The organism is Geothrix sp., assembly GCF_049292215.1.
Taxonomy (GTDB): domain Bacteria; phylum Acidobacteriota; class Holophagae; order Holophagales; family Holophagaceae; genus Geothrix.
This window is the reverse complement of the sequence record NZ_JBATQW010000077.1, coordinates 77,286-91,531: the sequence shown is the minus strand read 5'-3', so window position 1 is coordinate 91,531 and position 14,246 is coordinate 77,286. Positions and strand designations below refer to the sequence as shown.

The following is a 14,246-nucleotide window of genomic DNA, read 5'->3' as shown; positions in this document are numbered from 1 at the left end:
TAGCCAAATTAAGGAAAAGGCTGGATTTGAACCCCATTTGACCGATCCTGAAGGGAAAGGGGGCCCCAATGAATGGACAATTCTTCGTTAAGCCTCGCCATTCCTCGCGTAGCCTCGTCGTGCCTCGCATGCAATCTGGAGTGAGTTTGGAGCGAGTTGGTCACTTTTGGAGTCATTTTCAGCCCCCCAAACAAACGAAAAGGCCTGATTTCTCAGGCCTTAGTGCTGGTAGGGCTAACGGGATTTGAACCCGTGTTACCGCCGTGAAAGGGCGGTGTCCTGACCCCTAGACGATAGCCCCCTGGGGTGGAACTTGGTGGGCCCTGCGGGATTTGAACCCGCGGCCAACGGCTTAAAAGGCCGCTGCTCTACCGCTGAGCTAAGGGCCCTTGTCGGTGGAGCCGGGGACCGCGAACCCTCGAGCGCGCGGTGCACGCGAGCGTGCGATGCCCGGGTGGGCAGGAGGATCAGTGTGCCTGTGAACCCGCCTGGAGTCAACCCAGGAGCGGCTGGAGGAGGGTTCCGGGGTAGAGGCAGCCTTCGTGGCGATCGGGACCGGTGCTGAGGTAGCTGATGGGCACGGCCACGCTCTCGGCCAAGGACTCGAGGTAGGCCTGGGCCTGGGTGGGCAGCTGCCGGTGGTCGGTGATGCCGCGGGTGCTGGTCCAGCCCTTGAAGCGCTTCACCTCGGGCTGCAGGCCGGCCCAGTCGGCGGCGCAGCTGGGCAGCTGGGTAGTGAGGGTGCCTTCGCCGGTGCGGTAGCCCACGATGAGGCCCACTTCGTCCATGCCATCGAGCACGTCCAACTTCATGATGGCGAGCCCGTCCACGCCGTTGGTGCGGCAGGCGTGGGCGGTGATGGGGGCGTCGAACCAGCCGCAGCGGCGGGGACGGCCGGTGGTGGTGCCGAACTCGCGGCCCACCTGGCGGATGCGCTCCCCGGTGGCGTCCAGCAGCTCGGCGGGGAAGGGGCCGGCACCCACGCGGGTGGTGTAGGCCTTGGCGATGCCTAGGATCTGGCCCACAGCCTTGGGGGGCAGGCCGGTGCCCGTGAAGAGGCCGCCCAGGCTGCAGTTGCTGGAGGTGACGAACGGGTAGGTGCCGTGGTCGATGTCGAGCAGGGTGGCCTGGGCACCTTCGAAGAGGATGCTATCGCCGCGCTCCCAGGCGCCCAGCAGGTGGCCCTGGGCGTCGCCGATGAAGCGGAGGAAGGGCTCGGCGGTGCGCAGCAGGCCCTCGACGATGGCCTCGAGGCTGGGCAGGGGGGTCTCGCTGCCCAGGCGCAGGCGCACCTCGGCGTAGCCGGGCTCGATGCGCTCGGCCAGGGTCTCGGGGTGGCGCAGGTCGCCCAGGCGGATGCCCATGCGGGCGGCCTTCATCTCGTAGGCGGGGCCGATGCCGCGGCCCGTGGTGCCGATCTTGGCGCCAACCTTGTCGGCGCGGATCTCGCGCCACTGATCCAGGGCGATGTGGTGGGGCAGGATGATGTGGGCCTTCTCGGACAGCAGCAGGCGGCCGCTCAGGTCAAACCCGCGGGCCTTGAGCCGGTCCAGCTCCTGCTGGAAGACCTCGAGGTTCAGCACCACGCCGTTGCCCACCACCAGGAAGCAACCGGGGTGCAGGGCGCCACTGGGCACCTGGTGCAGGGCGATGCTCACGCCATCCACCACCACCGTGTGGCCGGCGTTGTTGCCGCCCTGGAAGCGGACCACCTGCTTGAACTTGGGGCTGAGCAGGTCCACGACCTTCCCCTTGCCCTCATCCCCCCACTGGAGGCCAAGGATCGCCAGATTGGTCCTAGCCAGGCTCATGTCGCCCTCCCAGCCTTCCAGGATACCGGCGCAAGCCCATCCTTCCCAGCCGAAAGGGGACAAGGGTGCCGGAAGGCGCTACCCTGGTAGACCGCTCCGGAACCATCCTGGCCCCGGCGCCATCCCTGACCCGGAAGGGTGTCCCGTGTTCGAAAAATTCACTGAAAAAGCCCGTCGAGTCATGTTCTTCGCCCGGTACGAGGCGAGCCAGTTCGGTGCCGAGAGCATCCAGAGCGGCCACCTCCTCCTGGGCCTCCTCCGGGAGTCCGAGAAGACCAGCACCCAGCTCCTCGAGCGCATGGGCGTGCAGGTGAGCAGCCTCCGGGAGCGCCTGGTGGCGGCGCTGACCCCCAAGGACAAGAAGATCACCCCCAGCAGCACCAGCATCGACATCCCCATGGAAGAGGAGGTCAAGCACATCCTCCAGCACGCCACGTCTGAGAGCGCCAAGCTCAACCACAAGCACGTGGGCGCAGAGCACCTGCTGCTGGGCATGCTGCGCGAGGAGGGCTGCCTGGCGGGCCGCCTGCTGAAGGAGGCCGGCGCCGACCTGATCGCTGCCAAGGAGATCCTGCTGGAGAGCAGCAAGGAAGAGAAGATCGCCAAGAAGAAGAAGGAGCACCCGCTTCTTTCGGAGTTCGCCCGCAACCTGTCCGAGATGGCCGAGCGGGGCATCTTCGACAACCTCATCGGCCGGGACGCCGAGGTCGAGCGCATCATCCAGATCCTCAGCCGGCGCCGGAAGAACAACCCGATCCTCCTGGGCGAGGCCGGCGTGGGCAAGACCGCCATCGTGGAGGGCCTGGCCCAGAAGATCCATGAAGGCCTGATCCCCCCCAGCCTGGCGGACAAGCGCATCTACGCCCTGGACCTCAGCCTCGTGGTGGCCGGCACCAAGTACCGCGGCCAGTTCGAGGAGCGGCTCAAGTCCATCATCGCCGAGGCCAGCAAGGACCCCAGCGTGGTGCTGTTCATCGACGAGATCCACTCGCTGATCGGCACCGGCGCCGCCGAGGGCAGCCTGGACGCGGCCAACATCCTCAAGCCGGCCCTCAGCCGGGGCGAAATCCAGTGCATCGGCGCCACCACGCACAAGGAATACGCCAAGTACATCGACAAGGACCGCAGTCTGGTCCGCCGCTTCCAGCCCGTCACCGTGAATCCCCCGGACGAGGCCGAGAGCCTGCGGATCATCGAGGGCATCCGGGCCCGGTACGAGCTGTTCCACCGCGTGCGATACACGCCGAAGACCATGGAGGCCTCGGTCTACCTGTCCAACCGCTACATCACGGACCGTTTCCTGCCCGACAAGGCCATCGACTTGCTAGACGAGGCCGGTGCCCGGGTGAAGCTGCGCGTGGGGCCGGGCGGCGCCTCCTCCGAGGGCCAGACCCACGAGGATGAGCTGCACCGCGTCATCAACGAGATGAACGAGGCGGTGCTCAGCCGCGACTTCGAGAAGGCCGTGCTACTCCGCCAGAAGGAGCTGCAGCTCCGCGACGAGATCCAGAAGAACCGCTCGGATCTCACCGAGGAGGACTACGCCCGGTTCCCCGAGGTCACGGAGCAGGACATCGAGGACGTGGTGGCCAGCTGGACCGGCATTCCCGTGCGGGCCCTCAAGGGCGACGAGAAGGCCAACCTGGTGAACATGGAACCGAGGATCAACGAGCGCGTCATCGGCCAGCCCGAAGCCGTCAGCGCGGTGGTCCGGGCCGTGCGCCGCGCCCGCACCGGCCTCAAGAACCCCAACCGACCCATGGGCTCCTTCCTTTTCCTGGGCCCCACGGGCGTGGGCAAGACGGAGCTGGCGAAGACCCTCGCCTCGTTCCTCTTCGGGGACGTCAAGAAGATGATCCGCTTCGACATGTCCGAGTACATGGAGAAGCACGAGGTCTCCAAGCTGCTCGGGGCCCCTCCGGGCTACGTGGGCTACGAGGAAGGCGGCATGCTGACGGACCGCATCCGGCGGAATCCCTACTGCGTCCTGCTCTTCGACGAGATCGAGAAGGCCCATCCCGACCTGATCAACATCCTGCTGTCGATCTTTGACGACGGACAAGCTTCGGACGCCTTCGGGAACCTGGTGGACTTCAAGAACACCATCATCATCATGACCTCCAATGTGGGCAGCCGGGAGCTGCTGTCGGACAAGAACCTCGGCTTCGTCGAGCAGGACGGCCGTCCCGACGCCAAGACCGGGGACGCCATGAAGGTGCTCAAGCGGACCTTCCCGCCCGAGTTCCTCAACCGCATCGACGAGATCGTGGTGTTCAACCGGCTGGGCGACGACGAGCTCCGCAAGATCGTCCGCCTGCTGGTGGAGGACCTCAACATCACCCTCCAGAAGCACAAGCTGTGCGTGACCCTCACCGATGCTGCCTGCGACTGGCTGGTGAAGACGACCCTCCGCGACCGCGCCTATGGCGCCCGGCCCCTGCGCCGGGCCATCCAGAAGCAGGTGGAGGATCCCCTCGCCGAGCTGATGGTCGGTCAGGAGACGGTGCCCTCAGGACTGGTGAACTTCGATCTGGTGGACGAGAAGCTGGTCCCCACCCTGTCTGATACTGGAGACGTGGCCTCAGGCCAGGAAACCCATCTGGTCGGAGCACCTGAATGACGCAGCGGAACATGATTTTGAACCGGGTCCGACCCCGGTGGTGGAAAGGCGTGCTGCCCTTCGCCCTGGTGGCGGGATTCGCCCTCCCCGTAGTGGCGCAGGACATCGAACCCATCGTGCTCATCGAGGTGATCGGTGCCCAGAAGCAGACCCCGGAGACGGTGATCTTCAAGTCGGGCGTGAAGGTGGGCGACGACCTGCGGAGCCTGGACTTCTCGGCGGTGATGGAGAAGCTGTGGGCCCGTGGCTCCTTCGATGACATCAAGCTCGAGCTGGTCGAGGCGCCCGGCGGGAAGAAGCTGGTCATCCGCATCAAGGAACGGCCCCTGATCAAGGAGATCGACTACCGGGGCGGCACCGAGGTGGGCCTCACCAACATCAAGGACAAGGTCAAGGAGAAGAAGCTCACCATCAATCCCGAGACCATCTATGACCCCGACTCCGCCCGCAAGATCAAGGACCTGATCGTCGAGCAGGCTGGCGAGAAGGGTTTCCGCAACCCCGTGGTGGACATCACCCTCGAGCCCATGGCCGGCGGCGTGGCCCGCCTGGTCTTCGACATCAAGGAAGGCGGCAAGGCCAAGATCTACACGGTGGCCTTTAAGGGCAACAAGGTCTTCACCAGTGCGCAGCTGCGCAGGGCCATGAAGAAGACCCGCCAGCACTGGATGTTCAGCTGGCTCACCACCCACGACCTGCTGGTGGACAAGAACCTCGAAGAGGACCTGGAGAACCTGAAGAAGGCCTACTGGAAGCTGGGCTACAAGGATGTCTTCATCGGCAAGCCCATCATCGAGGTGGAGGACCGCACCACGGCGAAGCAGAAGGTGAAGAACGAGAAGCGCGCCAAGGAGGCCAAGTCCCCGAAGTACGACCTGCGGGCCACCCTGACCTTCCCCATCCTCGAGGGCGACCAGTTCTTCGAGGGCACCTTCAAGACGGAGGGCGGGAAGCTCTTCCGCGACACGTTCTACCAGGGCAAGTACGCTGAAGTGAAGCGGGACAACAAGTCCATGCTGAAGAAGTTCTTCAACATCCAGCCTTCGCTCGAGGCGCCCAAGCCTGGCGCCAAGCCGGTGCCCTTCGATCTGGACGCGGTGAACCAGACGGTGGACAAGATCAAGGAGGCCTACTCGAACCAGGCCTACATCCTCTTCCGGGCCGAGAAGAAATATGAGGTGAGGGAAGAGGTTGGCACCAAGATCGTGGACACGACTCTGAAGCTGGACGAGGGCGAGGCCTTCACCGTCCGGAAGATTGAGTTCGAAGGCAACCTCACCACCAAGGACAAGGTGCTGCGGCGCAGCATGCTCATGCGCGAGGGTGATCCCTTCCAGACGGACCGTTTCAAGGACTCCCTCCTCAGCATCAGCCAGCTGAGCTTCTTCGACGTGAAGAGCTCCGAGCCGAAGGTGGACCTGGTGCAGGACAAGCCCCAGGTCGATGTGGTCATCCGCGGCGAGGAGTCGGGCGTCAACGAAGTGCTGTTCCAGGGTGGCTACGGGTCGCTGTTCGGCTTCTCCCTGGGCGTCAGCTTCTCCACCCGGAACCTGGGCGGCGGTGGCGAAACCTTGTCCTTCAGCTACAACGGCGGCAAGTTCTCGAAGAACATCTCGGTGGGGTTCACCGAACCCTTCGTGTTCGACCTCCCCTACTCCTTCTCGACGTCCCTTTCGAATGGCTCTGCCGACTACGACGCCTCGCGCGTGGGCATCGCGAACGCCTACAAGCAGTTCACCCGCAGCCTCGGCGTCTCCGTGGGCGCGCGCCTCAGCAACTGGTTCACCAACCAGCCCTGGGCCTTCTTTACCACCTACTCCACGGGCTATAGCTTCCGTCTGATCCGCATCGAGGGCGGCCGGAACTTCTACTTCCGGGATACGCCGAACCAGCTCACCTCCACCTTCAGCCAGAGCCTGGCCTACAGCACGGTGAACCACCAGTTCAAGCCGACCAGCGGCACCCGGGTCTCCTTCGGCCTGGAGTATGGGGGCTGGCAGTTCGGGGGCGACCGTCCCTTCCTGCGGGCCACCTGGGACTTCGCCAAGTTCACCAACGTGGCCGACCGGCACATCTTCGCCTTTAACACGAGCTACGGTTACCTGCAGAACATGGGCCGGGAAGAGCTTCCCCTTTACGACCTGTACCGTCCCGGCGGGGAGAACAGCATCCGCGGCTACCGATACGGCCAGGTGGGCTCGGTCCTGCTGGACAACAACGGCTATGCCGTGGTGGTGGGCGGCAACAAGCAGTTCATTGCCAACGCCGAGTACCAGTTCAAGATCGCGGACCAGTTCAGGCTGGTGTTCTTCTATGATGCGGGCAACGCCTGGGGCAGCGGCACCAAGATCTTCAGCCGCAATCTGATCACGTACAAGGACATCCAGACCGGGAACTCGTACTCCTACACCAACCCCACCCTGGTGCGGTCGGCGGGCATCGAATTCCGTTTCTTCCTGCCCATCAGTCCGGCGCCTCTGCGCCTGATCTGGGCCAAGAAGCTGAACCCCTATCCCTTCGACACGGAATCCAAGACGGACTTCCAGTTCTCCATCGGGACCACCTTCTGATTCCCGGTCGGAGCCCGCGCGGTTCCCGGCTACAATAGCTCTTTCGCCCTGGAGACTCCCATGCGCCTCATCGCCCCGTCCCTGGCCGCCCTGTGCCTGTCCGCGGCCCTCGCCACCCCTGCCGTCTCGCAGGAAGCCCCCCGGTTCGCCTTCTTCAGCATCAACCAGCTGGTCCGCACCTCCAAGAAGGCCGGCGCCATCTTCTCCGAGCTGGAGATCACCAAGAAGAACCTGGAAGAGAAGCTCCAGGCCAAGGGCCAGGAACTCCAGACCCTGCAGCAGCAGCTGAACTCCCCAAGCCTCGATCCCGAGAAGAAGGAACCCCTGGCCAAGAAGTACCGCGACGTGGAGTTCGAGGCCAAGAAGATGCAGGAGGACAGCCAGGCGGAGTATCAGCGTGTGGAGCGTAAGGTCGGCGAGGCCATCACCAAGATCGCGGCCCCCATTGTCGAGCAGCTCGCCAAGGAGCAGAAGCTCCAGCTGGTCCTGTCCGACCAGGCCATCGGCATCCTCTCCTGGGGTGATGCCGAGTGGATGAAGGCCTTCACTGCCGAGATCTCCAAGCGCCTGGATGCCACAGAGGGCGCTCCCGCCGCCGCTGCGCCGAAGCCTGCCGCCGCGAAACCGGCCGCGCCGAAGCCTGCCGCCGCCCCCAAGAAGTAGTCACGGCCAAGCCCCGCCGGGCTGACCTCCGCCATGACCGCCGCACGACGCCTGCTCCTGTTGCTCACCGGGATCAACCTGGTGAACTACCTGGATCGGATGGTCGTGGCGGCGGTCATCGAGCCGATGGGCCGGGACCTTGGCCTCTCGGATACCCAGCGAGGCTGGGTCAACGGCATCTTCCTCCTGGCCTACATGGTGGGTGCGCCCCTCTTCGGGCTCCTGGCTGACCGCTTCCACCGCCCGCGTCTTGTGGCCGTGGGGGTGGGTCTCTGGAGCCTCGCCACTGCCGGCGCCTGCCTGGTCCACGGCTTCTGGGGGCTGCTCTTCACGCGCTCCCTGGTGGGCATCGGTGAGGCGGCCTACGCCAGCCTGGGGCCGGCCCTGCTGGCCGACCTATTCCCGGAAGACGAGCGGGCCGCCAAGTTCACTTGGTTCTACCTGGCCATTCCCGTGGGTTCGGCCCTGGGCTATGCCCTGGGCGGCATCGTGGCCCAGCACTGGGGCTGGCGGCAGGCCTTCCTGGTGGCCGGTCTGCCGGGCCTCTTCTTCGCTGCCCGTATGGCCACCCTCGCCGATCCCCCTCGGGGCGGCCAGGACCAGGGAACCGATACCGCCGCCGGGCTGTCCTACGGGCTGAAGTTGCGGGCGATTCTCACCAATCGGGTCTGGGTGGCCTGCACCGGCAGCTACGTGGCCTACACCTTTGCCATGGGGGCCCTGGGCTTCTGGGGCAGCGCCTTCCTCCAGCGCAGGCATGGGGTCAGCGTGGGCTCCGCCGGAGAGGTCTTCGGCCTCTTCCTGGTGGTCACGGGCATCCTCGGCACCTTCTCCGGGGGCCTGCTCACCAAGCGCCTGCAGCATCGCTGGCCCGACATCGGCGTGGACCTGAGCGCCTTGACCCTCCTGGCGTCCATACCGGCGGTGTTCTGGGCACTCACCTCGGGCAACCTGCACGCCACCTACCTGGCCTTCTTCCTGGCCATGCTCATGCTGTTCGTCAATACCAGCCCAGTGAACGCCCTCACGGTGAGCTGTCTGCCGGCCTCGGTGCGGGCCACTGGCACCGGTATCAATGTCCTGCTCATCCACCTGCTGGGGGATGCGATCAGCCCTGCCCTGGTGGGTCGTGTCTCCGAGGCCGGTGGTGCCGGAGGGGCCGCCCTGGGCAAGGCCATGCTGCTGGTGATTCCCGCCATCCTGATCTCGGCCGTGGCGCTGATCTGGGCGCGCCGCCGGCCCCTCGTGTCGGCCTGAGGTGGGGCGCAGCGGCACAGCCCGGTTCCTCGGGCGGATCTGGTTCCGCGCCCTGCGGTGCGAAGGACCGGCCCTCCCTTCCGGGTCATGCTTGATCCTGCTGAACCATCCGAACGGCCTGCTGGATCCGCTGGCCGCGGCCGCCCTCCTGGACCGCAGGGTCGGGTGGCTGGCCAAGGCCACCCTGTGGAAGATCCTGCCACTCCGACCCTTCCTCTCGGCCTTCCGGGCCATCCCCGTCACCCGGCCCAAGGACGGCGGGGCCACGCGGGAGACCATCCTGGGCAGCTTCCGCAAGGTCCATGAGGTGCTGGCCCGCGGAGACTCCGTCGCCATGTTCCCCGAGGGCGTGAGCCACACGGAGGCCGACCTCGCCCCGCTCAAGACCGGTGCAGCCCGCATGGCATTGACCAGCCCGGTGCCCCTGGCCCTGGTACCTGCGGGCCTGGTTTATGGCGACCGCGGCACCTTCCGGCACAGTGTCCTGCTGCGGCTGGGGACGCCGATCCCCTTCGAGGACTTGGCCGGGCAGGGGACCTCCCACGAGACCGTGGCGGCCCTGACCGCACGGATCCGGGCGGCGTTGCAGCCGCTCACCCTCCACGAGGCAGATGCGCGCTGCCTGGCCCTGGCCCAGGAGGTGGCCTGGCTCCTCGCCGAGGCCCCTGGCGCCCGGGTGGACCTGGAGGCCCTGCGCCAGCGCGTGCGGGCCCTGGTGCCACGGTTGGCGGCCCTCTCCCTAGGGGACCTCTCGGCTTTGGAGGGCCGGGTCCATGAGGCCCAGGCCTGGCTGCGGTCCAAGGGACTCCGGCCCGATCAGGTCGGGCACCCCTACCCGGCTGCGGAGATCCGCCGTTGGCTGCCGGGAGCCGCCCTCCGGCTGGCGACCGCGGCCCTGCTGCTGCCGCCGAGCCTGCTCTTCTGGGCACCCTACCGGCTGACCGGCTGGCTGGCCGGACGCTTCACGGATGAAGGGGACCAGACCGCGACGCTCAAGCTGCTGGGGGGGGCTGTGCTCTTTCCTGCCTGGGCCTTCCTGCTGGCCGGTGGGGCTGGTGTCGTCTGGGGCTGGCGGATGGGCCTGCTGCCTCTGGCCCTGCTCCTGGCTGTGGGCCTAGGCCTACCGATCCTGGAGCGTGCCGCCGAGGACCTCCAGGCCATCCGTGGCTTCCTCCGGCGCAGGGACCCCGCCGTGCCCGAGTTGATCGAAGCACGAAGGCAGCTGCTGGAGGCGTTCCCGGACCTGGCCCGCTGAAGATCGATACAAAAAAGAAGCGCCATCCGGGGGATGGCGCTTCCTGGTGAGTGCAGCCCCAGCTATTCCTGGGGGGTAAGCGGGTAGTGGATTGCGAGGCTCTCAGGTCCGTAGAGCCCGGGGAGCACCATCTTCGACACTTCGGTCTGTGAAGCCCTGACAGGGAAGCCGGCGGCGTTGGCACCATCGACGACCAGTCCGTACTTCACCCAGGCATACATCTGGGTCTGGCAAGCGGCGACATTCGCGGCCGTGGCCGAGTCCTGAAGCAGCATCCCGTGCTGGGCGGGGCTGTACTGCATCACGCCCTGGGTTGGCGTGGTGTCCGAAGATGCCGTGGCGGCAGCCACCGCAGCCTTGAAGCCCGCCAGGGTCGCGCCGTAGACATATGGCACAGGGGGCGTTGCCTGGCCGTTGCGGAGCACCTGGGTGAACCCAGGCAGCCCAGTGGTGGCGCTGACGTCGACACCCAACTGGCCCTGGCGGCCTGCAAAGGCGTTGACGAAGTACTGGCCGCAGGCGTTCTGGATCACCGTGTCACCCACCGCTTCCTGGACCAGCAGGCGGTTGATGAAGCGCGAGACAGGGGCACCGGGCAGGGGGGTGCCCATGGTGGCGGGGTCGATCGGGTCGGCCACGGCTTGGGCCAGGGCGAAGAACTGGTAGAAGGCGGCGCTGCCGGTGGGAACGCCCGCAGCGGCAAGGCCACCGGCCACGGTGGCGGAGAAGGCAGGGCTCTCCTTCAGGATCCAGGCCAGACGGGCGCCAGGAACGCTCAGCAGGCCCTTCATGTTGCTGCCGCCGGTCTGGGAGCTGTTGCCCGCCAGGAAGTAGGAACCGACGATGCTACCCAGGCTCTGGCCGACATACTGACTGGCGCCAGCGGCGCTCAAGGACTTGCCAGCGCCGCTCATGGCCGCCTGCAGGCTGGAGGGATCCCCGGCGGGCTGCTTGAGGATCCGCTCGAGGCGCCAGAGGTTGAAGGCGCTGGTCTGCACGTTGGTGCGGGCGGTGAGGATGGAGGGCAGCATGAAGAAGTTGCTGGCCCATTCGGCCTGAGGCCGGCCATTGCCCATGCCCTTTCCGGTGTAGAGCGGCGAGGTCAGGCTGCCGGTCACCGCAGTCCCGGTGACATCCAGCTGGCCATTGGCCGGCAGGCCGTGGACAGCCTGATCGATGGAAACCACGGCGTAACCCGCGGCGCAGAGGGTGTTGGCCAGGCCCAGGGCCTGTTCCTTCTGGCCGCCGATGCCGTGCATGAAGACCGCCACGGGGTAGCCGCCCACCGGGGCGGGTGTGATGGGAGCGACCACGATGAAGGGCACCCGGCGGGTCTGGTGGTAGAACCCGCGCAGCACGCCGGTGCCATTGCGGAAGGACTGAAGAATGCCCGTGCCCGGGGCCGCAGCGAGGGGGCCGATGGCCACGCTCGTGCCGGGATTGTAGACCAGGCCAGAGATGGCATCGAGGTTGCCACCGGCATTGGCGAGGTTGGCGTGCACTGCATAGGGATCAAGCTGGAAGTCGGCGCTCTCAAACGTGCCCGCGCCCACGAAACCCACGGCGGCGCTGGGAATGGAGCCAAAGATCGCCGAGATGGAGCCGGCACCACTGGGAATGGCGGAGGTCCCCATCAACTGGAAGTGTGAAACGCCATTCGTCCAGGCCCGGCTTTCAGCGGTGCTGAAGTCGGCCAGAAGGGAAGTGGCGCCCAGGTTCGCGTTGTTCGCGTAGGCCCACAGGGCGGTCTCCACGGGCATCCGGGAGGCTGGCGTCCCGATGGGATCGGCGGGGATGTAGCCCGCCCCTGTGGTGATGAAGCGGCCCATGAGGGCGATGTCGCCCCGCTGGGTGATGGTAGTGGTGGCGCTGGCGGCGATGAGGTCGTTCATCACCTTCGCATAGCCGGAAAGCTTGATGTTGGCCCCAGACATGGCGTTGGCGCGAATCGGTTCCAGCCCGGCGAAGGAGCCGGCCAGGGTGGTGGTGGACTTCAGGGCTTCGAAGTAGGGCGAGGCCGAGATCGGCTTGCCGGCCGTGTCCTTCACCCGGTTGGTGACCACATAGAGGAAGCGGTAACCGGGGGGCAGGGGCACCTTGGGCATGGCATAGGCACCCACGCCGCTGGGGGTGAGGGTCATGGTGCTGAAGGTGAAGAGCCCGGAAACGTCTGTGAAGGTCAGCGGGTTGTTCTCAAAGCTGGAGGGGTTGACTGTTGGAGCCTGGTCGGGGGTCACGATGAAGATCTTGACGTTGGCGGCATTGATCGTCGCGGTGTCTACGCCATTGGTGAAGCCGATGTAGATTGGGGCGTTCACACCGGAAACGGCGTTAGAGCCGCCCATTTCCACAAGGTTCACGTAGGACAGGGCCTTGTCCGGGGTGAGGGGGTAGCCGGGGGTGATGTTCAGGGTTCCTGCCGCCGGCGTGGAGGTGGCGGTGTAGGTGATGGCGGTGGTCGTGGCCGTCACCAGGATGTTCGGCAGGGGCACGGCGCCAGTGGCCGGGTCGAAGACCGCCGTGGTCGAGCTGGGGCTGCTCGCCGGGCCGGTGGGGTTGATGGGGGCCTTGGAATCGCCGCCACCAGTGCACGCGAGAAGTCCCAGCAGGGACGTGCCAAGGAGCGCTTGGTACAGGTTTACGCGCATTGCTTCACCTCATGGGTGTGGTTAGGGGAAATCCAGGATGGGTCTCCAGACGATAGGCGGGCCGGAGCCGAAATTCCACAAAAAAGGAGGGGCCCCAGCCGGGGCCCCTCCAGGGCGTGAAAAGTCCTAGTCGGTCACGGCAAAGACGACCTTGTCGTTCTTAAAGCGGCTCACGGTGATGAGCTCGATGGTGGCGGTCATCTTGTCCTCGCTGATGGTCAGCTTGTAGTGCTCGTCCTTGAGGTAGGAACCGGGCACCACATTGACCTTGCCGATCTTCTTCAGGCCCAGGTCTGCGGCCTTGATGACGATGGTCTTAGCTGACCTGAGGTCAAGGCTCTGGGTGAACTTGTCATCGCTCCAGTTCTTGCCGGCCCGGTCCTTGGCGAATACGGGGATCTCGATGACGCCGTCAGCCTTCAGCTTGTCGCGGGTGCCGATGACGTAGTGCAGGGAGTTCAGCTTGGAGACCTGTGCGGCATTGTCGGACTGGAGCTTGGCGCGCTCCTCGATGAGGTTGGTCCGCTCGGAGCGGAGCCCGGCGATCTCCTCCTCGATCTTCTTCTTCTGGCCTTCCAGATCGACGACCTCTTCCTGCAGCTTCTCATTCTGGGCCACGGCCTCGTCCCGCTCGCCTTCGATCTTCTCGCGCTCCTGGCGCATCAGATCGTTGGGGGTGATCTTGGCCTTGCCCTGGGACACCCAGGTGCCGTAGGTGCCGTTGGCATAGAAGTGATAGACCTCGAAACCGGGGGCCAGCTTGTCCAGGATGGCCACGCGGCTCACCAGCTTCTTGGCTTCCGCCTCGGGCACGCCCTTCTTCTTGAGGAAGCGCAGGGCCATGCTGTAGTGGTTGTCATTGGGCTTTGCCACGTCGGGCTTGGGCAGGTCGGCCTTGAGCTTGGCCAGCTTGCCGTTGAGGTCCTTGATCTCCTTGTCCTTGTCCAGCACTTCCTGGAGCAGGGCCTGGTAGGAGCTGTTCTTCTCGTTCTTGATACGCTCTTCCAGGGCCTTCTTCTGCTCGTCGGTGAGTTGGAGGGTCTCGGCGTTGGGCTTGATGTCATTGACACCAGCTTGGGCCAGCTTCTTCTGCTGCTCACTGCCAGCCTGGTTCAGCTGCTGGTTGGCCTTGTCAGCCTCGGCAGCCTTCTGGGTCAGTTCCCGGATCTGCGGGTCCTCGCGCTTGCAGGCGGTGGAGACCATCAGTACGGAGGCGGCCATGAGGGCCAGGGCCAGCGTCGGACGTCGGAAGGGATTCATGGGTTCCTCCAGAGGGGGGCAGTCGGGTGTCTGGCGAAGACGGGGAACTCCCCACCTTAGTCCTCAAGCCTATGGCAAGGCAAGGATTCGCGCGTCATCCGAAAGATGTAAGGACTTCGGGCCCTGCGATATAGTCAATGTTTCCCCTGAGCGACTGTTTGG

8 protein-coding genes and 2 tRNA genes are annotated in these 14,246 nt (G+C 65.6%); 5 read left to right on the top strand and 5 right to left on the bottom strand.

Annotation, left to right across the window (positions count from 1 at the left end; all coding sequences use genetic code 11):
• Positions 1–226: 226 nt before the first annotated feature.
• From WAS25_RS13925 to WAS25_RS13915, 3 genes are all read right to left on the bottom strand, one after another.
• A tRNA-Glu gene (locus tag WAS25_RS13925) sits at positions 227–301 on the bottom strand.
• Positions 302–314: 13 nt separating this feature from the next.
• A tRNA-Lys gene (locus tag WAS25_RS13920) sits at positions 315–389 on the bottom strand.
• 105 nt (positions 390–494) lie between these two features.
• Positions 495–1,811: an adenylosuccinate synthase gene (locus WAS25_RS13915; protein ID WP_422313128.1), complete on the bottom strand. Its 1,317-nt coding sequence runs from the start codon at positions 1,809–1,811 to the stop codon at positions 495–497.
• A gap of 181 nt (positions 1,812–1,992) precedes the next feature.
• On the opposite strand from WAS25_RS13915, the gene WAS25_RS13910 reads away from it, so the two are divergent.
• The 5 genes from WAS25_RS13910 to WAS25_RS13890 are packed head-to-tail and all read left to right on the top strand — an operon-like array spanning position 1,993 to position 10,176.
• On the top strand, positions 1,993–4,431 hold the full coding sequence (locus tag WAS25_RS13910) for an ATP-dependent Clp protease ATP-binding subunit (protein ID WP_422313126.1): 2,439 nt from the start codon (positions 1,993–1,995) through the stop codon (positions 4,429–4,431).
• On the top strand, positions 4,428–7,001 hold the full coding sequence (gene bamA / locus WAS25_RS13905; RefSeq protein ID WP_422313124.1) for an outer membrane protein assembly factor BamA: 2,574 nt from the start codon (positions 4,428–4,430) through the stop codon (positions 6,999–7,001). The genes WAS25_RS13910 and bamA overlap by 4 nt, the downstream gene beginning before the upstream one ends.
• A 60-nt stretch (positions 7,002–7,061) precedes the next feature.
• Entirely contained in the window at positions 7,062–7,664 is a 603-nt protein-coding gene (locus WAS25_RS13900; protein ID WP_422313122.1) for an OmpH family outer membrane protein, read from the top strand.
• Positions 7,665–7,697: 33 nt separating this feature from the next.
• Positions 7,698–8,921, top strand: coding sequence for a spinster family MFS transporter (locus WAS25_RS13895; protein ID WP_422313120.1), 1,224 nt, complete (start codon positions 7,698–7,700; stop codon positions 8,919–8,921).
• Position 8,922: 1 nt separating this feature from the next.
• Positions 8,923–10,176 (top strand): 1-acyl-sn-glycerol-3-phosphate acyltransferase, encoded by a 1,254-nt coding sequence (locus tag WAS25_RS13890; RefSeq protein ID WP_422313118.1) that lies wholly within the window; start codon positions 8,923–8,925, stop codon positions 10,174–10,176.
• A 62-nt stretch (positions 10,177–10,238) separates the two neighbouring features.
• Here the strand turns inward: WAS25_RS13890 and WAS25_RS13885 are convergent, their stop codons facing one another.
• Both WAS25_RS13885 and WAS25_RS13880 read right to left on the bottom strand, forming a co-directional pair.
• Positions 10,239–12,824, bottom strand: a complete 2,586-nt coding sequence (locus WAS25_RS13885) for a hypothetical protein (protein WP_422313116.1) — start codon at positions 12,822–12,824, stop codon at positions 10,239–10,241.
• A gap of 126 nt (positions 12,825–12,950) precedes the next feature.
• A complete protein-coding gene (locus WAS25_RS13880; protein WP_422313114.1) occupies positions 12,951–14,084 on the bottom strand; it encodes a hypothetical protein in 1,134 nt (377 codons plus the stop codon).
• Positions 14,085–14,246: the final 162 nt, after the last annotated feature.

Coding starts and splice junctions, on each gene's coding strand:
- WAS25_RS13915 (WP_422313128.1), bottom strand. CDS start 1,811: ATGAGCCTGGCTAGGACCAATCTGGCGATCCTTGGCCTCCAGTGGGGG.
- WAS25_RS13910 (WP_422313126.1), top strand. CDS start 1,993: ATGTTCTTCGCCCGGTACGAGGCGAGCCAGTTCGGTGCCGAGAGCATC.
- bamA (WP_422313124.1), top strand. CDS start 4,428: ATGACGCAGCGGAACATGATTTTGAACCGGGTCCGACCCCGGTGGTGG.
- WAS25_RS13900 (WP_422313122.1), top strand. CDS start 7,062: ATGCGCCTCATCGCCCCGTCCCTGGCCGCCCTGTGCCTGTCCGCGGCC.
- WAS25_RS13895 (WP_422313120.1), top strand. CDS start 7,698: ATGACCGCCGCACGACGCCTGCTCCTGTTGCTCACCGGGATCAACCTG.
- WAS25_RS13885 (WP_422313116.1), bottom strand. CDS start 12,824: ATGCGCGTAAACCTGTACCAAGCGCTCCTTGGCACGTCCCTGCTGGGA.
- WAS25_RS13880 (WP_422313114.1), bottom strand. CDS start 14,084: ATGAATCCCTTCCGACGTCCGACGCTGGCCCTGGCCCTCATGGCCGCC.